Raw genomic sequence first — 24,900 nt, forward strand, 5'->3', positions numbered from 1 at the left:
GGGCCGGTGGGCCCGCCGGGGCCGGTCAGGTGGGCTGGAGGTCCTTGGCGTCCTCCGGCTCGGCCGGGCCGTCGCCCTCGGACGCGTCCTCGGGCTCCGGCGGCTCCGTCGGGGCCTCCGGCTTGCCGATCAGGTGGGCGGCCGCGAGCAGCGCGCCGACCACCATCACGCCCAGCACCACCCGGAAGTCCAGGGCGGCCACCAGACCGGAGCCGACACCCACGGCCAGCGCCTGCGGCGCGGTGAGCGAGAGGTTGACGGCCGCCTGGGCGCGCCCCATCAGCTGCGGCGGGGTGGACGCCTGGGCGGCGGTGGCGAGCCCGACCAGGGCGGCCGGGATGCCCGCGCCCGCGATCACCAGGCCGGCCGACACCATGTACAGCGACGGGGCCAGCAGCAGGACGATGCCGAGGCCGAACACCGCCGATCCCGCCATGACCGTCCGTCGCGGTCCGAGCCGGCCGATCAGCAGGCCGCCGACCACCGAGCCGACCAGCGCGCCGACCGCCTCGGTGGTCTCCAGGACGCCGAGGAACTGCGGCGAGCGGTGCAGCCCGTGCTGGGTCAGCGCGAACAGCACCGGCTGGAGCAGGCTCAGCACGAAGCCGGCGCCGGCGGTGGCCACCACCAGCGGCCGCAGCCCGACCGAACCGCGCAGGTGGACGAAGCCCGCCAGCACCTCGGTGCGCCAACGCAGGCCCGAGGGCTCCGGCTTGACCTCCGCCACCCGCAGGGTGAGGAAGCTCAGTGCCGCCAGCAGCAGCACGGCGAGGTCGGCCACGGCCACCACGTGCCCGCCGAACCAGCCGTAGAGCCCGGAGCCGAGCAGCGGTGCCACCAGCGTGGTGCCCGCCCGGGCGCTCTGGGTCAGTCCGGCCGCCGCGCCGAAGTCCTGACGCTCCGTCAGGATGCTGCGCAGCAGCGCGCTCTGCGCCGGGGCCAGGACGGCCCCGGCCAGACCGCAGACCGTGGCGGTGCAGTAGATGATCCAGACCGTGTCCCGGCCGTCGACCAGCAGCAGCGGCAGCAGCGACACCGCCACCGCCAGGTTGACCCCGACCAGCAGCGGCTTGCGCCGGACCCGGTCGGCGAGCAGGCCGCCGAGCGGCAGCAGCAGCAGGGGCGCGGAGAAGCAGAACAGCACCAGGCCGGCGGCGGAGTTGCTGCCGGTCAGCACCTTGGCCCAGATGCCGAGGGCGATGGAGAGGGCGCTGTCACCGAGGACGGACAGGGTCTGCCCGGCGAGGTAGCGCCGGAACTCCGGGCGGGCCAACAGCGGGTGCATGGCGGTTCCTTCGCTGCGCCGACGGCGCTTCGGGGTGTGCGGGGGTGTGCGGTGGAACGGGGTGGTGCGGGGGCCGTGCGGTGGTGCGGTGGAACAGGGCCGTGCGGTGGAACGGAGCCGTGCGGTGGTGCGCCGGTGCCGGGGCGCCCGCCGGCGCCCCGGGTGCCCGGGGTGCGCCCTGACGCACGCGGGGTGCTCAGGGCGCCGGGCGGTTCAGGGCGCGACGGGGTGGGCCGGGGCGAGCGGTGCGACGGCGGCGAAACCCTCGATCACCGCGTCGTTGGCGTCCTTCTCGCCGATGGCGACCCGGATGCCCCGGCCGGGGTAGTACCGGACGGCGACGCCCAGGCGCTCCAGCTCCGCGCGCAGCGGGAGCTGGTCGCCGGGGGCGTCGACCCACAGGAAGTTGGTGACGCTGGGCGCCACCGTCCAGCCGAGCCGCAGCAGTTCGGCCTCGGTGCGCTCCCGCTCCGCGGCGATCTCGGCGATCCGGCGCGCCATCTCGTCCTCGGCGGCGACGGCCGCGAGCAGGCCCGCCTCCTGGAGCCGGTTCACCGCGTACGGCACCTGGTGGTCCCGCACCCGCCGGGCCACCGACTCCTCCGCCAGCGCGTAGCCGATCCGCAGCGCGGCGATGCCGTGGGACTTGGACAGGGTGCGCAGCACCACCAGGTTCGGCCACTCGGCGATCCGGGCCGGCACGTCCGGGGCCTGCCAGTCCCGGGCGAAGTCGACGTAGGCCTCGTCGAGCAGGATCAGCGCGGTGGACGGCACCCGGCGGAAGAACTCCGTCAGCTCGGCCCAGGAGTAGACCGTGCCGGTCGGGTTGTGCGGGTTGCACAGCACGACGATCCGGGTGCGCTCGTCCATCCGCTCGGCCATCGCCGCCAGGTCGTGCCGGGCGTCGGGGCCGAGCGGGACCGGCCGGGCCTCGGCCCGGGCGATCTCGCAGAACAGCGGGTACGCGTCGAAGCAGGGATCCGAGTGCACCACGTTGTCGCCGGGCTCGACCACCGTGTGGAAGAGGTCCAGCGCCACGCCCGCCGAGCCGTGGCCGACCACGACCTGGCCGGCCGGGACGCCCTGCCAGTCGGCGACGATCCCGGCGATCCGCTCCGGCCGGAAGTCCGGGTAGCGGTGCAGGTCGGCACTGGCCCCGGCCAGCGCGGCCAGCACCGACGGCAGCGGCGGGTACGGGTGCTCGTTCTGTGCCAGCAGGTGTCTGGCGGTCGACGGGGCGGCCATCAGTCGGCCTGGAGGACGTAGAGCCAGGAGTGCGGGGTGGCCAGCGCCTCGACGCGGTCGATCCGCAGGCCGGCGTCGGTGAAGAGGGTCTCGTAGGTGGCCTTGGTGTGCAGCGGGACGCCCATCATCGCGTGCGCCAGCTCGAAGCCGACCGAGAAGACCGGCTGGGCGCCGTCGGAGGTGCCCGGGTCGCGCAGCATGGTGTCGCCGAGGACGAAGGTGCGGGCCTTCGGGAAGGCCTCCCGCATCCGGGTGAAGATCGAGGAGCGGGTGGCCGGGTCGGCCAGCAGGTCGTGCAGCAGGAAGAAGCTCATCACGGTGTCGACCTCGGCCACCTCGGCGGCCTCGGCATCGTTGTCGATCTGGGTGCCGAGCAGGCCCAGGACGTCCGCGCGGACGGCGGTGACCCGGTCCTGCATGCCGGCCTCGACGATGTCGCGGCGGGCGATGTCGGTGGCCGGGCGGCTGATGTCGATGCCCAGGCCCCGGGTGCCCTCGCGCTGCGAGACCACGCGGCGCACCCGGGCGGAGGTGCCGGAGCCCAGGTCGGCGATGGTGCGGAAGTCGATCCCGTTGAGCACGTCGGTCAGCTGCGCGGCGAACAGCGACTGGTCGCACTGGGCGGAGCCGAGGGCGACCATCGCCTCGTCGCGGAAGACGTCCTGGTCGTAGCGGTGGGTGCCGGCGCTCAGGTGGCCGGCGCGGCCGAACACGTCGTGGTAGCCGCCGACGGCCCAGGTGAAGTAGCCGCGCGCGGCGGCGATCTCCAGGCCCGCCTCGGTGGGCAGGTAGGCGTCGCCGTCGGCCTTGAGGTAGCCGTAGTCGGCGGCGGCGCGCAGCACGGCCTCGGTGCGGGCGGTGTCGCCGGCCCGGGCGGTGGCCTCGGCGGCCGAGAGCGGCTCGCCGCGCCCGATCGTCTCCAGCAGGCCGATCCGGTCCAGCGCGAAGATCACGTTGGCGGCGATGAAGCCGTTGTAGGCGTCGGTCGAGGTGATCGGCGACGGGGTGATGCCACGCCAGGTGTCGGGGATGGCCGCAGTGGTCATGGTGGTGTCCGTTTCTCCGTGGGCGGGCCGGGTGCGGCCCGCGTGGTGTGCGCAGGTCGGTCGCCTGCGGTCGGTAGGGGTGTCGAGTCGGTGGTGCGGGCGGGTCAGGGAGTCAGGTGGGCGGCGAGCACCGGGCCGATGACGGCGAGCGCTTCGGAGCCCGTCATCGCGCCGTGGGTGCTCGGCACCTCGTGGACGTCGAGCCGACCGCCCAGGTGCGGGCGCCAGCTCTCCGGGTCGGGGGCGTCGGCCGGCCGGTCCTTGGCGGCGGTGAAGAACACCGCGTCGCCGTCGTAGCCGGGCAGCGGGAGTTCGTGGGACAGCTCGGCGTTGGACTGGAAGACCGAGACCACCCGGGCCACCCCGGCGCCGCTGAGGCCGGCGAGCGGGCCCTCGTCGCCCCGGACGAGCGCGGCGTAGCCGTCCTCGTCCGCGGGCCAGGCGGTGATCTCCCCGGCCGGGTGGCCGAGCGAGTCGAGGATCACCGCGAGCTGCGCCGGGTCGTCCCGCCACTGCTCGGGCCCCGGCTCGCCGGTGCCCGGGTAGGCGTCCAGCAGGGCCAGCAGCCGGACCTCCTCGCCCTGTTCGCGCAGCAGCGCGGCGATCGCGTGGGCGACGGCCCCGCCGAAGGACCAGCCGAGCAGGGCGTACGGGCCCTCGGGGCGCACGGAGCGGATCTGCGCCAGGTAGGTGCGGGCCAGGTCCTCGACCGAGGCCGGGTGCGCGGTCGGGTCGGCCAGGCCGGGGGCCTGGAGTCCGTAGATCGGCTGCTCGGCGTCGAGGTGGCGCAGCAGGCCGGTGTAGACCCAGCTGATGCCGGCGGCCGGGTGGACGCAGAACAGCGGCGGGCGCGAGCCGCGGGTGCGGATCGGCAGCAGGACGGGGAAGCTCTCGGCGGCCGGGCCCTGGGCGAGCCGCTCGGCCAGCCGGGCGACGGTCGGCGCCTCGAACAGCGTGCGGACGCCGATCTCCTCGCCCTCGCCGACCAGTTCGCGCAGGCCCGCGACCAGCCGGCTGGCCAGCAGCGAGTGCCCGCCCAGCTCGAAGAAGTTGTCGTCCACGCCGACCTTCTCCAGCCCGAGCAGATCGGCGAACAGGCCGCAGAGCAGTTCCTCCCGGGGCGTCGCGGGCGCCCGTCCGGAGCCGAGCCAGGCGGTGTCGGGGGCCGGCAGGGCCTTGCGGTCGACCTTGCCGTTGGCGGTCAGCGGCAGGGCGTCCAGGGCGACGATCGCCGAGGGCACCATGTAGTCCGGCAGGGTCGCGCCGACGTGGGCCCGCAGGGCGGCCGGGTCGACCGTGTGCCCGGGGTGGGCGACGGCGTAGCCGACCAGCCGGCGGTCGCCCGGGCGGTCCTCCCGGACCAGCACGAACGCCTGGGCGAGGGAGGGGTGCCGGGCGAGCACGGCCTCGATCTCGCCGGGCTCGATCCGGAAGCCGCGGATCTTGACCTGGTGGTCGGTGCGGCCCAGGTACTCCAGGGTGCCGTCGGCCTGGCGGCGGACCAGGTCGCCCGAGCGGTACATCCGGCTGCCGGGGGTGCCGTACGGGTCGGCGACGAAGCGCTCGGCGCTCTGGCCCGGCCGGTTGAGGTAGCCGCGGGCCAGGCCGGCGCCCGCGATGTACAGCTCGCCCTCGACCCCGGCCGGGACGGGCTGGAGCGCCGCGTCCAGGACGTAGAGCCGGGTGTCCGGCACGGGCCGGCCCATCGGCGGGGCGGTCCGGCCGCTGAGCGGGCTGCTCATGCTGGCGCAGACGGTCGACTCGGTCGGGCCGTAGGCGTTGACCATCCGCAGCCGGGCCGACCAGTGCTCGACCAGGTCGGGCGGGCAGGCCTCGCCGGCGACCACCAGGGTGCCGCCCTGCGGCAGCGCGTCCGGGGCCAGCACGGCGAGCGCGGTCGGCGGCAGGGTCAGGTGGGTGACGCCCTGTTCGGCGATCAGGTCGGTCAGCGAGGGGCCGGGCAGCAGTTGGTCGGCGTCGCCGAGGACGGCCCGGGCGCCGGTGAGCAGGGCCATGCCCAGCTCCCAGACGGCCGCGTCGAAGGACGGCGAGGCGAACAGCAGCACCCGGCTGTCGGGGGTGACGGCCAGGCCCCGGCGCTGGCCCTCCACCATGGCGGCGAGGCCGGTGTGGGTGACCACCACGCCCTTGGGGCGGCCGGTGGAGCCCGAGGTGTAGATGACGTACGCGGCCGAGTGCGGGGTGATCGCGGTGCCGGTGAGGTCGTGCGCCGGGTGGCCGGAGGCGTCCAGGTCCTCGATCAGCAGCCGCGGGACGGTGCTGTCGGCGAGCAGGCCGTCGGCCAGCGCCTTGCTGGTGAGGACCAGCGCGGGCCGGGCGTCGTCCAGCATGTAGGCGATCCGGTCGGCCGGGTAGCGCGGGTCCAGCGGCTGGAAGACCGCGCCGGCCTTGAGCACGGCGAGCTGGGCGACGATCAGCTCGATCGAGCGTTCCAGGGCGATCGCGACGAACCGCTCGGGGCCCGCGCCGTGCTCGATCAGCAGCCGGGCGAAGCGGTTGGCGCGCTCGTTGAGTTCGCCGTAGGTGACCTGCTCGGTGCCGAAGGAGAGCGCGACGGCGTCCGGGCGGGCGGCGGCCTGCGCCTCGAAGAGCGCCGGGAAGGTGCCGGGCGGGAGGTCCTCCCGGGTGTCGTTCCAACCGGTGAGCAGCTGCTCGCGCTCCTCGGGCGCCAGCACCTCGACGCGGCCCACGGACTGGTCCGGGTCGGCCAGCACCGCGCGCAGGACGCGCTCGAAGCGGGCGGCCGTCGCCTCGGCGGTGGACCGGTCGAACAGGTCGACGGCGTACTCCACCGTCAGGCCCAGCCCGGCGGGCGCGCCGTCCGCGTCGAAGCTCTCGCTGAAGGCGAAGGTCAGGTCGAACTTGGCGAGGTCGGAGTCCAGTTGCTCGACCCGGCCGGGCAGGCCGCCGAGGCTGATCCCCCCGGCCTCGCCGCCGGAGGTCAGCATCACCTGGCACAGCGGGTGGCGGGCGGTCGAGCGCACCGGGTTGAGCAGCTCGACCAGCCGCTCGAAGGGCACGTCCTGGTGTTCGAAGGCGTCCAGGGTGCCGACCCGGACGCGCTCCACCAGTTCCCGGAAGCTCGGGTCGCCGGAGGTGTCGGTGCGCAGCACCAGGGTGTTGACGAAGAACCCGACCAGGTCCTCCAGCGCCTCGTCGGTGCGCCCGGCCACCACGGTGCCGATCGGCAGGTCGGTGCCCGCGCCGATCCGGCTCAGGGTGGTGGCCAGCGCGGCCTGCATCACCATGAACACGCTGGCCCGGCTCCGCTGCGCCAACTCGGCCAGGGAGGCGTGCAGTGCGGCGTCCGTCCGGAGTTCCACCGCGGCGCCCCGGCGGCTGGGGGCGGCGGGGCGGTGGCGGTCGAAGGGGAGCGTCAGCTCCTCCGGGAGGTCGGCCAGCGTGCGCTGCCAGTAGGCGAGTTGCTCGCTCAGCAGGGCGCTGGGCCGCTCGTCGGTGCCGAGCAGCTCGTGCTGCCACAGGGTGTAGTCGGCGTACTGGACCGCGAGCGGCCGCCAGTCGGGGGCGGCGCCGGCGAGGCGGGCCCCGTACGCCTCGGCGAGGTCGCGCAGCAGCGGGACCACGGACCAGCCGTCGGTGGCGATGTGGTGCATCAGCACCAGCAGGACGTGCTCCTCGCCGGGCAGCGAGAGCAGGGTGGCGCGCACCGGCAGGTCGCGGGCGAGGTCGAAGACCTGCGACCCGGCCTCGGCCAGCGCCCGCGCGAGCTCCTCCTCGCTGTCCACCGGCACGGTGTGCAGCGGGAGTTCGGGGGTCTCCAGGAGCAGCTGGTGCGGCTGCCCGTCGGTGGTCGGGTAGACGGTGCGCAGCACCTCGTGGCGGTCGAGCACGTCCGCCAGGGCCGTGCGGAGCGCGTCGGCGTCGACCGGTCCGGTCAGCCGGACCGCGCACGGGGTGTTGTAGAGCGCGCTCGGGCCCTCGAACTGGTCGATGAACCAGAGGCGTCGCTGCGCCGGGGAGAGCGGGACGCGCTCGGGCCGCTCGACCGGCCGCAGGGCCGGACGGGCGGCGCCCGGGGCGGGCAGGACGGCGGCCAGCGCGGCCACGCTGGGGGCGTCGAACAGGGCCCGGACGGGCAGTTCGGCGCCGAGCGCGGTACGGACGCGGCTGACCAGCTTGGTGGCGAGCAGTGAGTGGCCGCCCAGGTCGAAGAAGCTGTCGTCGATCCCGATCCGGTCCAACCCGAGGACGTCGGTGAACAGTTCGCACAGCGCCCGCTCGGCGTCGGTGCGCGGGGCGCGGCCCTCGCCGGTCCCGGTCCAGTCGGGGGCGGGCAGGGCGCGGCGGTCGACCTTGCCGTTGGCGGTCACCGGGAGGGCGTCGAGGACGACCACGGCGGCCGGGAGCATGTAGCTGGGCAGGCTGTCGGCGACGGCGGCGCGCAGCTCGGCGGGATCGCCCTCGCCGGTGGCGTACACCACCAGGCGCTTGTCGCCCGGCTGGTCCTCGCGGACCACGGCGAAGGCCTGGCCGACGGCCGGGAGGGCGGTGAACGCGGCCTCCACCTCGCCGAGTTCGATCCGGAAGCCGCGGATCTTGACCTGGTCGTCGGCCCGGCCGAGGAACTCCAGGACGCCGTCGGCGGTCCAGCGGACCAGGTCGCCGCTGCGGTACATCCGGCTGCCGGGCTCGCCGAACGGGCAGGCCGTGAAGCGCTCGGAGGTCAGGCCGGGGCGCCCGACGTAGCCGCGGGCCAGGCCGGCCCCGGCGAGGTACAGCTCGCCGGCCACGCCGGCCGGCACCGGCCGCAGCGCGGTGTCCAGCACGTACGGCCGGGTGTTGTTCAGCGGGCTCCCGATCGGGACCACGGCGGGGACGGGCCCGCCCGGGCTCATGGTGAAGGTGGTCTTGATGGCGGTGGTCTCGGTGGGCGCGTACACCGCGACCACGTCGGTGTCCGGGCAGGCCCGGTGGAGCCGGCGCACGGACTCCGGCGGGACGACGTCGCCGCCGGTCCACACCTGCCGGACGTTGCGGAAGGCGGCCGGGTTCTCGTCGGCCATCAGCCGCAGCAGGCCGGACGGGGCCTGGACCAGGGTCACCTCGTGGGTGGTGATGGTCTCGGCGAGGCGGCGGATGTCCAGCTCGCCGGGGTCGGCGAGGACGATCGCCCCGCCGGTGACCAGCGGCGCCCAGATCTCGGTGGTGGAGGCGTCGAAGGCGGTGGGCGAGTGCAGCAGCACGCGCTCGTGGTGCCCGGCCCGGAAGTGCGGGTTGCCCAGCAGGTCCACCACGTTGCGGTGGGTGACGGCGACGCCCTTGGGCACCCCGGTGGAGCCCGAGGTGTACATCACGTAGACCAGCTGGCCGGGCAGGACCGGCACGGCCGGGTTGCCCGCCGCGGGGGCCTCGGCGAGCAGCGCCGCGGTGACCTCGACGGTGGCGAAGCCCTCGGTGGCGAGCACCGGATGGCCCTGGTGGGCGGGGTCGACGAGCAGCAGGCCGGTACGGGTGTCGGTGAGGATGTGCTGGAGGCGGTCCAGCGGGTAGCGGTCGTCCAGCGGGACGTAGGTGCCGCCGGCCTTGGCGATGGCGAGGACGGCGGTGAGCAGTCCGGCGGAGCGCTCCATCAGGACCGCGACCGGCTGTTCGGTGGTCAGGCCGCGCTCCAGCAGCAGGGCGGCGAGCCGGTTGGCGCGGTCGTTCAGCTCGGTGTAGTCGAGCCGCTCGGTGTCGGAGACCAGGGCGAGGGCGTCGGGGGTGGCGGCGGCCCGGGCCTCGAACAGCCGGGGCAGGCTCCGCTCGTCGACCGGCGCGGCCGGCCCGTTCCAGCCGGTGAGCAGCTGCTCGCGCTCGGCCGGGTCGAGGATCTCGATGCCGCCGATCGGCGCGTCCGGGGCGGCCGCGGCGGCGCGCAGGACGCGCACCAGCCGTTCGGCGAGGGAGACGGCGGTGGCGTGGTCGAAGAGGTCGGCGGCGTAGTCGACGGCGGCGCGCACGCCCAGGCAGGTGCCGTCGGGGGCGAGCCGCTCGACGAAGTTGAAGTTGAGGTCGAACTGGGCCTGCGCCTCGCCGACCTCGACCGGGGTGCCCGTCGCGGCGCCGAAGGCGAGGTCGTCGGCCCGCTCCGCGTTCAGGGTGACGACGGTCTGGAAGAGCGGGTGGCGGGCGGGGGTGCGGGTGGGGTTGAGGTGTTCGACCAGCCGCTCGAAGGGGATGTCCTGGTGGTCGTAGGCGTCGAGGTTGGCGCGCCGGACCCGGTCCAGCAGCTCGTGGAAGCTCGGGTCTCCGGACGTGTCGGTGCGCAGCAGCAGGGTGTTGACGAAGAAGCCGACCAGGTCGTCGAGCGCTTCGTCGGTGCGGCCGGCGACGGGGGTGCCGAGCGGCAGGTCGGTGCCCGCGCCGAGGCGGGTGTAGAGGGTGGCGACCGCGGCCTGCAGTGCCATGAACAGGCTGGCGTGCCGGCCCGAGGCCAACTCGGTGAGCGCGCCGTGCAGTTCGGCGTCGAGCTCGAAGTCGGCGGCGCCGCCGCGGCGGCTCGGCCGGCCCGGGCGCGGACGGTCGTACGGGAGTGCCAGCTCCTCCGGCAGGCCGGACAACTCCTGCTGCCAGTGGGCGAGTTGCAGGGAGACGACGCTCTCCGGGTCGTCCTCCTCGCCGAGCAGTTCGCGCTGCCAGAGGGTGTAGTCGGCGTACTGCACCGGCAGCGGCTCCCACTGCGGCTCGGTGCCGGCCAGCCGGGCCCGGTACGCCTCGGCGAGGTCGCGGAAGAGCGGGCCGACCGACCAGCCGTCGCTGGCGATGTGGTGCGTCAGCAGCAGCAGGACGTGCTCGTCCGGCGCGGGCAGGGCGTACAGCCAGGCCCGGACGGGCAGGTCGGCCGCGAGGTCGAAGACCTGCCCGGCGGCCTCGTGCATCAGCGCGTGCAGCTCGGCCTCGTCGGCGACCGGAACCCGGTGCAGCGGCGGGCGCCCCTCGGTGAGGATGTGCTGGTGGGGCTGGCCGTCGGTGGTGGGGAAGACGGTGCGCAGCACCTCGTGCCGGTCCACCACGTCGCCGAGCGCCCCTTCGAGGGCGGCGGCGTCGAGCCCGCCGGTCAGCCGGAGGGCGAACGGAGTGTTGTAGAGGGCGCTCGGTCCCTCGAACTGTTCGATGAACCAGAGCCGCTGCTGGGCGAACGACAACGGGATCAAGGTCTGCCTCCGACTGGCGACGTACGGCTGTTGTGGCTGGTGGGGCTGCTCTGTCCGGTAGGGCGGAGCGGTCGTGCGGCCGGGGCGGGCCGCGCCACTGGCGCGGCCCGCGTCCCGCCGCCGGTCAGGCCTGGCTTCCGGGGCGCCGCATCGGCCGCAGGGCCGGGCGGGCCTTCTTCGGTGCCGGCGCCGCTTCGCCGCCGGGCAGGACGGCGGCGAGGGCGGCCACCGTGGGTGCGTCGAACAGCGTGCGGATCGGCAGCTCCGCGCCGAGGGTGGCGCGGATGCGGCTGACCAGCCGGGTGGCGAGCAGGGAGTGGCCGCCGAGGTCGAAGAACCGGTCGTCGATGCTGACCGTCGGCACGCCCAGCACCTCGGCGAACAGGGCGCAGAGCTCCCGCTCGCGCTCGGTGCGCGGGGCGCGGCCCTCGGCCGCCCCGGCGTACTCGGGCGCGGGCAGGGCCCGGCGGTCGACCTTGCCGTTGGCCGTCACCGGCAGGCTGTCCAGGACGACCACGGCGGCCGGGAGCATGTAGCCGGCGAGGCGGTCCGCGACGAAGGCGCGCAGTTCGCCGTCGGTGGCCTTGCCGGTGGCGTACACCACCAGGCGCTTGTCGCCCGGCTGGTCCTCGCGGACCACCGCGAGCGCCTGGCCGACGCCCTCGTGGGCGGTGAACGCGGCCTCCACCTCGCCGAGTTCGATCCGGAAGCCGCGGATCTTGACCTGGTCGTCGGCCCGGCCGAGGAACTCCAGGACGCCGTCCGCGGTCCACCGGGCGAGGTCGCCGGTGCGGTACATGCGGCTGCCCGGCCCGTCGAAGGGACAGGCGACGAAACGCTCGGCGCTGAGCGCCGGACGGCCGACGTAGCCGCGGGCCAGGCCGGCCCCGGCGATGTACAGCTCGCCCGCCACGCCGGCCGGCACCGGCTGCAGACCGGCGTCCAGCACGTACAGCCGGGTGTTGGCCAGCGGACGCCCGATCGGCACCGTGCTCGGCACCGCGGCGGCGTCGGGCATCGGGTACTGGGTGGCGCACAGGGTGGTCTCGGTCGGCCCGTACAGGGCCCGCACCGCGATGCCCGGGACGGCCTCCAGCACCCGGCGCACGGCCGGGGCGGAGACCACGTCCCCGCCGGTCAGCACCTCGCGCACGCCGGCGAAGATGTCCGGGTCCTCCTCCGCGATGACCCGGAAGAGACCGGCGGTGACGTGCACGTGGGTGAGCGCGTGGACCCGGACCAGCTCCCGGATGGCGGCCGCGTCCAGGTCGCCCTGCGGCGCGACGACCACCTGGCCGCCGGAGAGCAGCGGCACCCAGATCTCGTAGGTCGAGGCGTCGAAGGCGTGCGGCGCGTGGAACAGCACCCGCAGGCCCTCGTCGTGCCGCCAGCACGGGTCGGTGGCGAGCTGCACCACGTCCCGGTGGCTGATCGCGATGCCCTTGGGCTCCCCGGTGGAGCCCGAGGTGAACATCACGTACGCGAGCTGCTCCGGGTGGGGCGCGGCCCGGTGGGCGCGCCGCTCGCGCGGACCGTCGAACCAGCCCGCGGTGAGCGGCAGGACGGGGCAGGGGGCGTCGGCGGCGAGCGGGTGGTCGCGGTGGGCCGGGTCGACCAGGACGAGGGCCGCGGCCGTCTCGGCGGTGATCCCGCGCAGCCGCTCGGCCGGGTGGCGGTCGTCCAGCGGGACGTAGGTGCCGCCCGCCTTGGCCACCGCGAGGATCGCCGTCAGCAGGTCGGCGGAGCGGTCCATCAGCAGGACCACCGGCGTCTCGGCGCCGACCCCGGCGTCGGCCAGGCGGGCCGCCAGGTGCTCGGCCCGGGAGTCCAGCTCGGCGTAGCTGAGGGTGCCGTCCTGCGAGACCACGGCCGGAGCGTCGGGGGTGGCGGCGGCCCGGGCCTCGAACAGTTCCGGCAGGGTCGCGTCCGGGACGGGCGCGGCGGTGTCGTTCCAGCCGGTGAGCAGCTGCTCGCGCTCGGCCGGGTCGAGGATCTCGATGCCGCCGATCGGCGCGTCCGGGGCGGCCACGGCGGCGCGCAGGACGCGCAGCAGCCGCTCGCCGAGGGCGGCCACGGTGGCGTGGTCGAAGAGGTCGACGGCGTACTCGACCGCCACCGTCAGGCCCGCCTGCGGGCCCTGCTCGGTGAAGCGGAAGGACAGGTCGAACTTGGCCACGTCCAGCTCGAAGGGGTGCTCCGCGCAGCCCAGGTCGCCGAAGGCGTCCGGCACCGTGACCCGGCCCTCCAGCGCCACCAGGGTCTGGAAGAGCGGGTGGCGGGCGGGGGTGCGGGTGGGGTTGAGCTGTTCGACCAGCCGCTCGAAGGGGATGTCCTGGTGGTCGTAGGCGTCCAGGTCGGTGCGGCGGACCCGGTCCAGCAGCTCCCGGAAGCTCGGGTCGCCGGAGGTGTCGGTGCGCAGCAGCAGGGTGTTGACGAAGAACCCGACCAGGTCGTCGAGCGCCTCGTCGGTGCGCCCGGCCACCACGGTGCCGATCGGCAGGTCGGTGCCCGCGCCGAGACGGGTGTAGAGGACGGCGACCACGGCCTGCAGCGCCATGAACAGGCTGGCGTGCTGCGTCGCCGCCAACTCGCCGAGAGCGCGGTGCAGTTCGGCGTCGACGGCGACCTCCACCAGGCCGCCGCGGTGCCCCGGAACGGCCGGGCGCGGACGGTCGTAGGGGAGCGCCAGCTCCTCCGGGGTGTCGGCCAGGGCCCGCTGCCAGTAGGCGAGTTGCTCGGTCAGCAGGGCACTGGGCCGCTCGTCGGTGCCGAGCAGTTCGCGCTGCCAGAGGGTGTAGTCGGCGTACTGCACCGGCAGCGGCTCCCACTGCGGCTCGGTGCCGGCCAGCCGGGCCCGGTACGCCTCGGCGAGGTCGCGGAAGAGCGGGCCGACCGACCAGCCGTCGCTGGCGATGTGGTGCATCAGCACCAGCAGGACGTGCTCGTCGTGCGGCAGCGACAGCAGGGTGGCGCGCACCGGCAGGTCGCGGGCGAGGTCGAAGACCTCCTCGCCGGCCGCGGACAGCGCGGCCCGCAGCTCCTCCTCGTCGGCCACCGTGACGTGCCGCAGGGCGAGTTCGGCGGCCTCGGTGACGAGCTGGTGCGGGCGGCCGTCGACGGTCGGGAGGACGGTGCGCATGATCTCGTGCCGCCGCACCACGTCCCGGACCGTCCGCTCCAGGGCGGGCAGGTCGACGGCGCCGGTGAGCCGGACCGCGACGGGGGTGTTGTAGAGCGCGCTCGGTCCCTCGAACTGCTCGATGAACCACAGGCGTTGCTGGGCGGAGGAGAGCGGCACGCGCTCGGGGCGCTCGGCCGGCCGCAGGGCCGGACGGGCCGTCGCGGCGTCGGGCAGCGCGGCGGCCAGCAGGGCCACCGTCGGGTTGTCGAAGAGCGTGCGGATCGGCAGTTCGGCGCCGAGGCCGGCGCGGATGCGGCTGACCAGCTTGGTGGCGAGCAGCGAGTGGCCGCCGCGGTCGAAGAAGTTGTCGTCGATGCTGATCCGGACCAGCCCGAGGACCTCGGCGAACAGCCCGCACAGGGCCTGCTCGGTGGCGTTGCGCGGCTCGCGCCCGCCGTCGGCGCCGTTGTAGTCGGGCGCGGGCAGGGCCTTGCGGTCCACCTTGCCGTTGGGGTTCACCGGCAGCTCGTCGAGGACGACGATCGCGGCGGGCAGCATGTAGCCGGGCAGCCGCTCGGTGACGAAGTCGCGCAGCTCGTCGGCCCGCACCTCGCCGGTGACGTAGGCGACCAGGCGCTTGTCGCCCGGCTGGTCCTGGCGGACCGCCACGCAGACCTGGCCGACGGCCGGGTGGGCGGTGAACGCGGCCTCCACCTCGCCGAGTTCGATCCGGAAGCCGCGCAGCTTGACCTGGTCGTCCGCTCGACCGACGAACTCCAGTTCGCCGGCGGGGGTCCAGCGCACCACGTCGCCGGTGCGGTACATCCGGCTGCCGGGCTCGCCGAACGGGCAGGCCGTGAAGCGCTCGGAAGTCAGGCCGGGGCGCCCGACGTAGCCGCGGGCCATACCGGTGCCGCCGATGTACAGCTCGCCGGCCACGCCGACCGGCACCGGGCGCAGCCCGGCGTCCAGCACGTACAGCCGGTTGTTGGGCAGCGGCCGGCCGATCGGCACGACGGCGGGCACCTCGGCGGCCGAGGTCATCGGGAAGTGCGTCGCGAAGGTGGTCGTCTCGGTCGGCCCGTAGACGTTGACCAGCCGCAGCCCGGGGCAGGTGTCCAGGACCCGCCGCATGGCGACCGGCGAGGCGATGTCCCCGCCCGTCCACACCTCGTGCAGCCCGGCGAAGGTCTCCGGGGCCTCGGCGGCCAGCACGTTGAACAGGCCGACGCTGATCCAGGCGGAGGTGGTCCGCTCGTGGCCGATCACCGCCGCCAGCTCGGCGATGCCGAGCCGGCCGGCCGGGGCGATCACCAGCTGGCCGCCGGCGAGCAGCGGGGTCCAGATCTCGTAGGTGGAGGCGTCGAAGGCGGAGGGGGCGTGCACCGGCAGCCGCTCGTGGCCGCCGCCGGTGAACTGCCCGCCGAGCGCGAGGTCCACCACCGCGCGGTGGGTGATGGCGATGCCCTTGGGCACGCCGGTCGAGCCGGAGGTGTGCATCACGTACACCAACTGGTCGGCGTGCTGCGGCAGTCCGAGGTTCTCGGGGTGTTCCCCGGCGTGCGGGTCGAGCACCGTCAGCCCGGCCAGCGCGGGGTGCTCGCGGTGCGCGGCGTCGGCCAGCACCAGCCCGGCCCCGGCGTCCGCGAGGACGGTCCGCAGCCGGTCCGTCGGCTGGGCGTCGTCCAGCGGCACGTAGAGGCCGCCGGCCTTGAGCACCGCCAGGATCGCCACCACCTGGGCGGCCGAGCGGTCGATCATCAGCGCGACCGGCGTCTCCCGGACGACCCCGGCCTCGACCAGCCGCAGCGCCAGGCCGTTGGCCCGGGCGTTGAGCTGGGCGTAGGTCAGCTCGGCGTCCTCGGCGGTGAGCGCGATCGCGTCCGGGGTCGCGGCGACCCGCGCCTCGAACAGCTCGGGCAGCGAGCCCTCCGGCAGCGGGGTGCTGGTGCCACTCCATCCGGTGATCAGCTCGGCGCGCTCGGCCGCGGTCAACACCTCGACGGTGCCGACGAGTTCGGCCGGGTCGGCGAGGATCCGGTCGAGCAGGGCGAGGAAGCGGTCCAGCAGGGCGCGGGCCTCGTCGGAGGTGAAGGCGTCGGGCTGGTGGTCCAGCCGCAGCTGCAGGCCGTCGCCGGGGGTGAGGGCGAGCGCCAGCGGGTAGTGGGCGCTGTCGACGTCCTCGACCAGGTGGACGCGGGTGGCGCCGCTCGGGTCGGCGTCGTCCAGGGCGGACGGGTCCGGGTAGTTGCCGTACACCGTGACGGTGTCGAACAAGCTGCCCATGCCCGCGAGTTGCTGGATCTCGGTGAGACTGAGGTGCTGGTGGTCCAGCAGGGCGGACTGCTCGTGCTGGAGGCGCAGCAGCAGCTGGCCCCAGCTCTCGGCCTGGTCCAGGCGCACCCGTACCGGCACGGTGTTGATGAGCAGGCCCATCATCCGCTCCACGCCCGGCAGGTCGTGCGGCCGGCCGGAGACGGTGGTGCCGAACAGCACGTCCTCGCGCCCGGTGAGCCGGGCCAGCAGCACGCCCCAGGCCGCCTGGACCAGGGTGTTGAGGGTGACGCCGTAACGGCGGGCGGTGCGGGCGAGGGCCTCGGTGGTCTCCGGGGTGAGCCCGGTGTGCAGGCGCAGCGGCAGCTGCGGGGTGGCGGCGGAGCGGCCGGGGGCGAGCAGGGTGGGCTCGTCGGCGCCGGCCAGGGCCTGGGCCCAGGCGGCGCGGGCGGCCGCGCCGTCGCGCCGGGTGATCCAGCGCAGGTACTCGCGGTACGGGGCGGCCGGGGCGAGCGGCTGCTCGAAGTACAGGGCCCACAGCTCTTCGGCGAACAGCGGGGTGGACCAGCCGTCCAGCAGGATGTGGTGGGCGGAGGCGATCAGCTGGTGGCGCCCGGGCGCGAGCCGGATCAGGGTGTAGCGCAGCAGCGGGGGGCGGTCGAGGTCGAAGCGGCGGCCGTACTCGGCGGCGGCGATCCGGGCGGCCTCCGCCGCCGGGTCGGCGTGGGCGCTCAGGTCGACGACGGTGAAGGGCAGCTCGACGCCGTCCGGGACGACCTGCACGGGCGGGCCGTCGTGCCGCTGGTGGAACGCGGCCTTGAGGTTCGGCTGGCGGGTCAGCAGCGCCTCGGCGGCGGTGCGCAGGCGGTCGGCGTCCACCGGGCCGGTGAGGTCGAAGGTCACGACCGAGGTGTAGACGTCCGCGCCGTCGGCGTCGTACGCCGAGTGGAAGGCCATGCCCTGCTGGAGCGGCGAGGTGGGCCAGACGTCGACCAGGCGGGCGGGGGCGTGGTGGGCGGCGAGCTCGTCGACCTCGCTCTGGGTGACGGCGACCAGCGGGAAGTCGGAGGGGGTGTGCCCGCCCGCGTCCGGCCGGTCGGCGTGCTCGGCGAGCGCGCCCAGCGCGGCGAACCAGGCCTCGGCGAAGGCGCGCACCCGCTCCTCGGAGAGCAGCCCGGTGGCGTAGGACCACTGGGCGACCAGCAGCGGTCCCTGCGGGGTGTCCACGGTGGTGGCGTCCAGGCCGAGCACCCGGCCGAGCGCGAGGCCGGTCGCGGCGCCCTCGGACATCGCCTCGGTGCCGGCGAGCACGTCCTCGGCGGTGACGCCCTCGGGCGCGAAGCGGCCCAGGTAGTTGAACTCGATCTGCGGGTCGGCGCAGCCGGCCAGGACGGCGGCGGTGTCCGGGTTGAGGTGGCGCAGCAGGCCGAAGCCGATGCCGTTGTCCGGTACGGCGCGCAGCTGCTCCTTCACCCGGCCGAGGGCCCGGCCGAGCCCGGGGCCGGCCGCGGTGACCTCGGACCAGTCCAGCGCCCCGGGGGCGAGCCGGACGGGGTAGACGGAGGTGAACCAGCCGGCGGTGCGGTGCAGGTCGACGCCGTCGACGATCTCCTCGCGGCCGTGGCCCTCCACGGTGACCAGCACGGCGCCGTCGGGCCCGGTGGTCTCCCGGCCGCGCCAGTGGCCGAGGGCCAGCGCCAGCCCGGTCAGCAGCACATCGTTGACCTGGGCGTGGTAGGCGGCGGTGACCTTGGTGAGCAGCGCCCGGGTGGTCTCGGCGGGCAGCACGAGCCGCAGCAGGCCCTCGGTGGCGTAGGTGTCCGTGGCCGGGTCCAGCGGGCGGTCGCCGAGCAGCGGGTCCGGGGTGGCCAACGCGGCCTGCCAGAGCGGGAGTTCGGCGGCCCGGCGGTCGGTGTTCGCCTCGGCGGTGAGCCGCTGGGCCCAGCGGCGGAAGGAGGTGGGCACCGGCGCGAGCTCGACGGCGCGGCCCTCGCGGAGCGCGGCGAGCGCGCCGAGCAGGTCCTCCTCGACGATGCGCCAGGTGACGCCGTCCACCACCAGGTGGTGGATCACCAGCAGCAGCTGCGAGGGCGCCTGCGGACCGGCGTCGAAGCGCACGGCCTGGACCATCCGCCCGTCCTCGGGGGACAGGCGCTCGCGGGCGGCCCCGGTCTCGGCGCGCAGCGCCTCGGCGGTGGCCGGGCCCTCGACCCGGCGCAGCACGGCGTCGGCGGGGACGGCGCCGGCCTCGGGCACGTGCAGGGTCCAGGGGCGCTCGGCGAGCGGGGAGGTGCGGGCGCGGAACAGGTCGTGGTGGTCGAGCAGGGCCTGGACGGCGGCGGTCAGGTGCTCCTGCGGGGTGCCGGCGGGCAGGGTGAGCACGGTGGACTGGTAGAAGCTCTCGACCGCGCCGTGCTGAGCGGCCAGCCAGTGCACGATGGGCGTCGGCGGCACCTCGCCGAGGCCGGCGCCGGCGGGCTCGACGACGACCGGGCCCTCCAGCGGACGGGCGATCCGCGCCAGCGCCTCGACGGTCGGGGCGAGGAACACCTCGCGCGGGGTGAGCTGGAGGCCCGCGTGCCGGGCCCGGGAGACCAGCTGGATGGCCACGATGGAGTCGCCGCCGAGCTCGAAGAAGGAGTCGGTGACGCCCACCCGGGGCAGTCCCAGCACCTCGCCGAACAGCCGGACCAGGGTGTGCTCCAGCTCCCCGGCGGGGGCGCGGCCCTCCTCCTCGCCGGCGCCGAACACCGGCGCGGGCAGGGCGCGCTTGTCGACCTTGCCGTTGGGCGTGAGCGGCAGCCGGTCGAGCACCACGACGGTGGGCACCATGTGGTCGGGCAGCCGCTCGGCGCAGTACGCGCGCAGCTCGGCCGGGTCGGCGGCGCCGACGGTGTAGCCGACCAGGCGGCGCTCGCCCGGGCGGTCCTCGCGGACCAGCACCACGGCCTGGCGGACCTCGGGGTGGGCGGAGAGGGTCTGCTCGATCTCGCCGAGCTCCACCCGGAAGCCGCGGATCTTCACCTGGTCGTCGGCCCGGCCGAGGAAGTCCAGCTGGCCGTCCGGGCGGTAGCTGCCGAGGTCGCCGGTGCGGTACATCCGCTCGCCGGGCCCGCCGTACGGGTCGGCCACGAAGCGCTCGGCGGTCAGGCCGGGGCGGTTCAGGTAGCCGCGGGCCAGGTGCGGGCCGGCGAGGTACAGCTCGCCCACGGTGCCCGGCTCGACCCGGCGCAGCTGCTCGTCCAGCACGTGGATGCGCACGTCCTGGCAGGGCCGGCCGATCGGGGGCAGCTCGTCGCCGGTCAGCGGCTCGCTCATGCTGACGATGACGGTGGCCTCGGTCGGTCCGTAGCTGTTGAGCATCAGCCGGCCGCGGCCGCAGCGGGCGGCCAGCTCGCGGGAGACCGCCTCGCCGCCGCCGATCAGGGTGCGCAGCGAGGGCATCGGGAGGTCGGGCAGGGTGGAGATCATCGCGGTGGCGATGTCGGCGTGGGTGACGCCGTACTGGTCGATCAGGGCGGCCAGCGGCTCGCCGACCAGCTGGCTCTGCTCGCGCGGCAGCACCAGGGCGGCGCCGGTGGTGAGCGCCACGGACAGGTCGGAGACCGAGACGTCGAAGCTGAGCGAGGACGCCTGGAGCACCCGGCTGCCGGGGCCGACCCCGGTGGCGGCGACCTGGGTGCCGATCATGCTGGGCAGCCCGGTGTGGGTGACGGCCACGCCCTTGGGCACGCCGGTGGAGCCGGAGGTGTAGATGACGTACGCGGTGTTCAGGGCGCTCACCGGCCGGACCCGCTCGGCGGCGGTGAACGGAGTGCCGGGCCGGGCGTCGAGGTCGGCCCGGTGCTCGGCGGAGTCGAGCAGCAGCCGGGGGGCGTCGGTCGCGGGCAGCTGCCCGGCGGCCCCGGCGGTGGTGAGCACCAGGGCGGCGCGGGAGTCGGTCAGCATGTGGCGCAGCCGCTCGGCCGGGTAGGCCGGGTCGGCGGGCAGCCAGGCGGCGCCGGTCTTGGCGACGGCGAGGATCGCGGCGACCGCCTCGGGGGACTTCGGCAGCGCCAGCGCGACGACGTCCTCGGTGCCCAGGCCGCGGGCGGTCAGCACCCGGGCCAGCCGGTTGGCGCGGGCGTCCAGTTCGGCGTAGGTGAGGGTGGTGCCCTCGGCGTACAGGGCGGGGGCGTCCGGGGTGCGGGCGACCTGGGCGTCGACCAGCTCGGTGAGGGTCGGGCGGGCGGGTGCCCCTTCGGCCAGCCGGGCGGCCAGCGCGGTGGGGGTGGGGGCGTCCGCCAGGACGGGCAGCGCCAGGCGGACGCCGAACTCGGCGTGCACCCGGGCCAGCAGCCGCTCGGCGGCGGGCCGGTCGCCGCCCAGGTCGTAGAAGCCCGCCGCGGGGTCGACCGACTCCCGGCCGAGCACCTCCGCGAACAGTCGGCACAGGACCTCGGCCGCTTCCGGCCGCTGCTCGGATCTGTGCGTCTGCTGGACCCCGGACATGTGACTCTCTCCCTTGTGCGGCTGGCCCCCGCGGTGGCGGGAGCGGCGAGCTGGGTTGACCCCGGGGCGGTCGGCCCGGGGGTCGGCGGAGCGATGTTGCGGTCGTCTCGCGGTGCTGCGGTGTGCTTGGTGTGACGGCCGTGCGGCGCGGCGGTGCGGAGGGTGGGAGTGTGCCGGGGCCGTTTCGGTGCACGCGCGTAGACGTCGGACACGGGACCGCGCCGGCGGCGTGAGGGTGCGCCGCGCGGCGGTGGGGTGCTGCGGTGGTGGGGCGGGGCGGTGTCGGCGGGTTCCGGCGGGGCGGTGGGCCGACGGCCGGGGGAGCGGCCGGACGGGCGGCGGCTCGGGCGCGGTACCGCGCCGGGTGAGCGGCTGGTGCGCGCTGTGCTCTGTGCTCGTCGCCGGGGCGGTGCGGCCGGGGGAGCGGCTGCTCGGCGTGGATCCCCGTGCGGAGGCCGTGTGGTCGTTCAGCCGTCCGACGGTCGGTGCGCGAAGGCCGCGATCAGTTCTCGGACAGGTGCGCGATCAGGCTCTTCGGCCGCAGATCCTGCCAGTTCTGCTCGACGTAGTCGAGGCAGTCCTGCCGTCCGGCGGCACCGAACGCCTGCTGCCAGCCGGCGGGCACCGGGCTGAAGGCCGGCCACAGCGAGTGCTGGCCCTCGTCGTTCACCAGGACGAGGTAGCTGGCCTCGGCATCCTCGAACGGGTTCGCCATCGTCGGTTCCTCTCTGTTCGGAGCTGTCTGGAGCTGTTCGGAACTGTGCGGAACGGTGCGGAGCTGTGCGGGAGGGTGAGGAGCGGGGCGGTCGAACGGAGCCGCGGCTCACGCACCCCAGCCGGAGTCCTCGCTGGGGCCGACGACGGCGGCGATGGAGACGGCGGGCAGGTGCGGCTGGGCGTGGAGTTGGAGGCCCACCACGGCGGCCAGCAGAACGGCGAGTGTCCCGAGCATCTTGTGGACGCGGACGGCAAGGCTTGGCATCGCGAATTCCTCTTCCTGAGGAGGGCGGTCTGCCCTCTTCGCTCTGAAACGCATCCTGCCGAAGGCCCAAACGTGCGTGGAAGCTCTGACTGTGATCGTGAACACGCAATGCGGGAACCGGAAGCCCGGGCAGATCGTGTCAAAAACAGACAGACATGATCCAAATCACACCCGGCACTGTCAGATCAGTGGTGGGAACTCCGATGGCGCGGGGGACATCGCAGCGCGGAGGCGGGCACCCCGGCGCGCCGCAGCGAGCCCCGGCGCAGTTCCTCCTGGACGGCCGGCCAGTCCTCGACCCACGGCCGGCCCGTCCCGGCCGGCGACTCCAGGGCGAGCGTCGCCAGGTACGCGCGCTTGAGCGCGGCCCGTTCGTCCTGCACCCGGCCCGCGGACTGCTCGATCCGGCGCAGCCGCGCGTGCAACCGCTCCAGCGCGCCCCCGCCCGTCAGCAGCCGCCGCGCCTCCGGCCCGAAACGGAAGCCGGGCGCCAGCAGCGGCCAGGCCGCCCGCCACGCCCGGAACACCTCGCGGTGGCTCGGCCCCCACTCCCGCTCGGCCAGGGACAGCCGCTCCAGCGCGGCCGCCTCGGTCGGCGCCGTACAGGTCTCGCGCAGCGCCCGGGAGAGCGCACTCCAGTCCTCGCCGGGCGCGTGCCGCAGCGCCCCGTGCAGCAGGTGGGCCACCGAACCGTGCACCACGGTACGGGGCCACTGCTCGGCCGCCGCCTCGGCCAGCACCGCGCCGGTGCCGCCGACCAGCACCCAGACCTCCCGCACCCCGCGCCCGGCCAGCCCGGCCAGCACCTGGGGCCACTGCTCCCCGTCCGCGGCCGGCCACAGGCCCAGCACCTCGCGCCGGCCCTCGACCGAGATCCCGAGCGCCAGGTGCACCAGCGGACCGCCCGAGCGGCCGCTGCGCACCGAGTCCACGAAGACCACCGGGTAGACCGGGTCGAGCCGCCGCTCGCGCCGCTCGGCGAGCTCGTCGAGCACCTGGTCGGTGATGGCCGAGACGGTCTCCCGGCTGAGCTCCACGCCGTACACCTCGGCCAGGTGCGCCACCAGTTCGCCCGAACTGAGGCCGCGCGCGGTCAGCGAGATCACCAGCCGGTCGAGCCCGGGCAGCCGCCGGGCCCGGGGGAGGACGGACTTGGGGGCGAAACTGCCCTCGCGGTCCCGGGGCACCCGCACCTCGACCGGACCGATCTCGGTGAGCAGCCGTCTGGCCCGGGCGCCGTTGCGGCCGTTGGTGCCGGTGCCGGTGCCGGACCCGCGCAGATGCTCCTGGAGTTCGAGCTCCAGGGCGCCCTCGATCAACTGCTTGGCGAAGGCCTGGAGGATCCCGCCGTCGCCCAGCAGCCGGACGGCGCCGGAGCCGACCTGTGCGGCGGCGGCCTCCGCCAACTGTCGCACCAGGCGCTGGTCCACCAGGCCGGCGAGGGCGGCGGGCGGTGTCGCCGGATCGGAATCAGCTCGCAACTGGGGGTGCCTTCCGTCTGTAGGCCGTTCCATTCACCGACCGCCCGCTCCGAACGCCCCGACGGGACGTCAGGTGCGATGGGCCGGCAATCCCCCGGTCACCGCTGCCGGGTGCGGTCGTCCTCGTGCCCGGCGGCTCCCCCGCTTGCGTGCACGCCCGACTACCGTCAGCCGATGATTTCCGCGCCCTTTGGGCGTACACTCACGGCTGTCGGAGCCCGGGGGGCGGCTTCCGAACGGCAGTCACTTCTCATCTTGCCGGTTCTGATGCCTGGTGGAAGCCGGTTCGGGCATTCGTGAAACCGCAATGCCGAAGCCGGAAGGATGCCCAGATGTGCCCAACCCAGGACAAGAGCATGGAAAGGGGAACACCCCAGCTCTGCGACCGGGGCATCGAGTTCTACCGCACGGCACTGGTCGAGGGCGAGGCCACCGGCGAGGTCCCCGAGTGCCTGCTCGCGATGGGTCTGCTGCGCCCGCTGCCCGGCTCCGGCCGGCGGCTGGCCCCCGTCCCGCCCGACATCGCCGTCACCGGGCTGACCCGGCCGCTCGAACTCGCCGTACTGGCCCACCAGGAACGGCTCGCCGAGCTGCACACCTCCTTCCACGCCGCCGAGCACGCCTACAAGGACGTCATGCGGCGGGCCAAGTTGCCGATCCGGCTGCTGGCGGGCGACGAGATCCGCCCCGCGCTGGAGAAGGCCGTCGCCGGCTGCTCCGAGGAACTGCTCACCGCCCAGCCGGGCGGCGGCCGCGCCACCGAGCAACTGGCCGACGCGCTCCCGCGCGACCTCGCCCTGGCCGGCCGCGGCGTGCGCCAGCGCACCCTCTACCAGCACACCGTGCGCTCGCACGGCCCGACGCTGGCCTACATCGAGCAGGTCACCGCCCAGGGCGCCCAAGTGCGCACCCTGAACGAGGTCTTCGACCGGGTGATCATCTGCGACCGCTCCACCGCCTTCATCCCGGCCGGCGCCGACCGCGCCGCCGCGGCGATGCTCATCCAGCTCCCGCCGCTGGTCGAGTACCTGCTCAAGATCTTCGAGCTGATGTGGGAGCGCGCCGAACCCGTCACCTACCAGCAGGGCCACCACCGTCCCCGGCTGCTGACCGCCCGCACCCGGCAGAACGTCCTGCGCCTGATGGTCAACGGCTACACCGACGAGGCCATCGCCTCCCGCCTCGGCATGAGCACCCGGACGGTCTCCAGCCACATCCAGAAGGCCAGCGAACTCCTCGGCAGCCGCAGCCGCGGCCACCTCGGCTACATCATCGCCCGCCAGGGCGTCCTCGACGAGCCGCTCGACGAACTCTGAGGGCGCCGAGGAGAACTGACGAGGAAACGAAGGAGCGGGCCCGGCGGAATCTCCGCCGGGCCCGCTCGGCGATTGCCGGGGGAGGACCCTTGGTCGAGTGGCCGGGGGACGGTGGCCCGTCCGCCCGGTCGAGGACCTCGGTGCCGCCTCACCTGGTGGTGGTGAGGAGGCCGCGGTTGCGCAGGACGCGGCGTTCGACGGGGGTGAAGACGAGGAGTTCGATGGCGATGCCGACGAAGAGGATGAGGATGATGCCGAGGAGGACGCCGGACATGTCGGAGAATTCGCGCTGGTCCTCCAGGAACCGGCCGAGGCCGCGGCCGAGGTCGGGGGAGGAGGCGACGAGTTCGGCGGCCATCAGGGAGCGCCAGGAGAAGGCCCAGCCCTGCTTGAGGCCGGCGAGGTAGCCGGGCAGGGCGGCGGGGACCAGGACGTGGCGGGCGCCGTTGAGGCCGGTGGCGCCGAGGGTGCGTCCGGCGCGCAG

General features: G+C 75.1%; 8 protein-coding genes and 2 pseudogenes. 1 reads left to right on the plus strand and 9 read right to left on the minus strand.

What is annotated here, in order from left to right; genetic code table 11:
- Positions 1-25: 25 nt before the first annotated feature.
- The 8 genes and pseudogenes from ACZ6EM_RS36810 to ACZ6EM_RS36845 form a co-directional block, all read right to left on the minus strand.
- Positions 26-1,285, minus strand: a complete 1,260-nt coding sequence (locus tag ACZ6EM_RS36810; RefSeq protein WP_465774331.1) for an MFS transporter — start codon at positions 1,283-1,285, stop codon at positions 26-28.
- A 213-nt stretch (positions 1,286-1,498) separates the two neighbouring features.
- Positions 1,499-2,530, minus strand: coding sequence for a pyridoxal phosphate-dependent aminotransferase (locus ACZ6EM_RS36815; RefSeq protein ID WP_465774332.1), 1,032 nt, complete (start codon positions 2,528-2,530; stop codon positions 1,499-1,501).
- Positions 2,530-3,576 (minus strand): SAM-dependent methyltransferase, encoded by a 1,047-nt coding sequence (locus ACZ6EM_RS36820; protein ID WP_401045256.1) that lies wholly within the window; start codon positions 3,574-3,576, stop codon positions 2,530-2,532. The genes ACZ6EM_RS36815 and ACZ6EM_RS36820 overlap by 1 nt, the downstream gene beginning before the upstream one ends.
- A 104-nt stretch (positions 3,577-3,680) precedes the next feature.
- Positions 3,681-10,748, minus strand: a pseudogene (locus tag ACZ6EM_RS36825) (amino acid adenylation domain-containing protein); the annotation flags it as partial.
- A 127-nt stretch (positions 10,749-10,875) separates the two neighbouring features.
- Positions 10,876-20,637 carry an amino acid adenylation domain-containing protein gene (locus ACZ6EM_RS36830; RefSeq protein ID WP_465774333.1) on the minus strand — a complete coding sequence of 3,254 codons (9,762 nt, stop codon included), beginning with the start codon at positions 20,635-20,637 and terminating at the stop codon, positions 10,876-10,878.
- A 502-nt stretch (positions 20,638-21,139) separates the two neighbouring features.
- Entirely contained in the window at positions 21,140-21,352 is a 213-nt protein-coding gene (locus ACZ6EM_RS36835; RefSeq protein WP_359909576.1) for an MbtH family protein, read from the minus strand.
- 108 nt (positions 21,353-21,460) lie between these two features.
- Positions 21,461-21,619: a hypothetical protein gene (locus tag ACZ6EM_RS36840; RefSeq protein ID WP_401046655.1), complete on the minus strand. Its 159-nt coding sequence runs from the start codon at positions 21,617-21,619 to the stop codon at positions 21,461-21,463.
- 254 nt (positions 21,620-21,873) lie between these two features.
- Positions 21,874-23,100, minus strand: a pseudogene (locus ACZ6EM_RS36845) (IS256 family transposase); the annotation flags it as partial.
- A gap of 332 nt (positions 23,101-23,432) precedes the next feature.
- On the opposite strand from ACZ6EM_RS36845, the gene ACZ6EM_RS36850 reads away from it, so the two are divergent.
- On the plus strand, positions 23,433-24,416 hold the full coding sequence (locus ACZ6EM_RS36850) for a helix-turn-helix transcriptional regulator (protein WP_401046660.1): 984 nt from the start codon (positions 23,433-23,435) through the stop codon (positions 24,414-24,416).
- A 148-nt stretch (positions 24,417-24,564) separates the two neighbouring features.
- Here the strand turns inward: ACZ6EM_RS36850 and ACZ6EM_RS36855 are convergent.
- Positions 24,565-24,900: ABC transporter permease (locus tag ACZ6EM_RS36855; protein ID WP_465774334.1), on the minus strand; the 336-nt coding region annotated here is incomplete at its 5' end.

It is taken from the genome of Kitasatospora sp. NPDC041917 (assembly GCF_055589745.1).

Excerpts from the sequence above, each read along its gene's own strand:
- ACZ6EM_RS36810 (WP_465774331.1), bottom strand. The coding sequence starts at position 1,285 with ATGCACCCGCTGTTGGCCCGCCCGGAGTTCCGGCGCTACCTCGCCGGG.
- ACZ6EM_RS36815 (WP_465774332.1), bottom strand. The coding sequence starts at position 2,530 with ATGGCCGCCCCGTCGACCGCCAGACACCTGCTGGCACAGAACGAGCAC.
- ACZ6EM_RS36820 (WP_401045256.1), bottom strand. The coding sequence starts at position 3,576 with ATGACCACTGCGGCCATCCCCGACACCTGGCGTGGCATCACCCCGTCG.
- ACZ6EM_RS36830 (WP_465774333.1), bottom strand. The coding sequence starts at position 20,637 with ATGTCCGGGGTCCAGCAGACGCACAGATCCGAGCAGCGGCCGGAAGCG.
- ACZ6EM_RS36835 (WP_359909576.1), bottom strand. The coding sequence starts at position 21,352 with ATGGCGAACCCGTTCGAGGATGCCGAGGCCAGCTACCTCGTCCTGGTG.
- ACZ6EM_RS36840 (WP_401046655.1), bottom strand. The coding sequence starts at position 21,619 with ATGCCAAGCCTTGCCGTCCGCGTCCACAAGATGCTCGGGACACTCGCC.
- ACZ6EM_RS36850 (WP_401046660.1), top strand. The coding sequence starts at position 23,433 with ATGTGCCCAACCCAGGACAAGAGCATGGAAAGGGGAACACCCCAGCTC.